This window comes from Escherichia sp. AM3, from assembly GCF_032029835.1.
Classification (GTDB): Bacteria; Pseudomonadota; Gammaproteobacteria; order Enterobacterales; family Enterobacteriaceae; genus Escherichia; species Escherichia coli.
Window position 1 is genome coordinate 1 of sequence record NZ_JAVUPQ010000573.1, and the last position, 451, is coordinate 451.

1 protein-coding gene is annotated in these 451 nt (G+C 54.1%); it reads right to left on the reverse strand.

Annotation, left to right across the window (positions count from 1 at the left end):
• A partial coding sequence (locus tag RTW80_RS27310) for a GlgB N-terminal domain-containing protein (protein WP_409415323.1) occupies positions 1-392 on the reverse strand: 392 nt, incomplete at its 3' end.
• Between the last annotated feature and the right edge of the window lie 59 nt (positions 393-451).

Below are 451 nucleotides of genomic sequence, written 5' to 3' on the forward strand. Positions count from 1 at the left end.
GTATCTGCATGGGCACCCAGCGTTTCGTAGGGGCGTAAATGGGTCCCTTCGGACAGCAGCCAGGCGTCCATCTCTTTTAAGAGCGGGCCGAAGCTATAGGGATCGTCAATCAGGTTTTGCTGACCGTGCCAGATAACGGCAAGCTGATAACGAAAAGGATTTTTACGGCGGGGCATGACGCCCGAGAAGAAGCCACGCGAGTCGAGGCATTCCAGATTACCCACCTTGCGGCCGGGTTTGGGTTCGATAACCCACACTTCTGTTGCATCCGGTAACAGCGCCCGAACTTCCAGTCCGGCCTCTGTACGGGGCATCCCTAGCACAGAAAAGGGGTCGGCAAAGTGACCCGCAATAAGCGCATTAATCACGTCTCTCGAAATACGATCGGACATGGTGTTCATCCTGTTTTTTTATGTCGCCCTTTTTACGCGCTCCGGGACGACTTTTAATG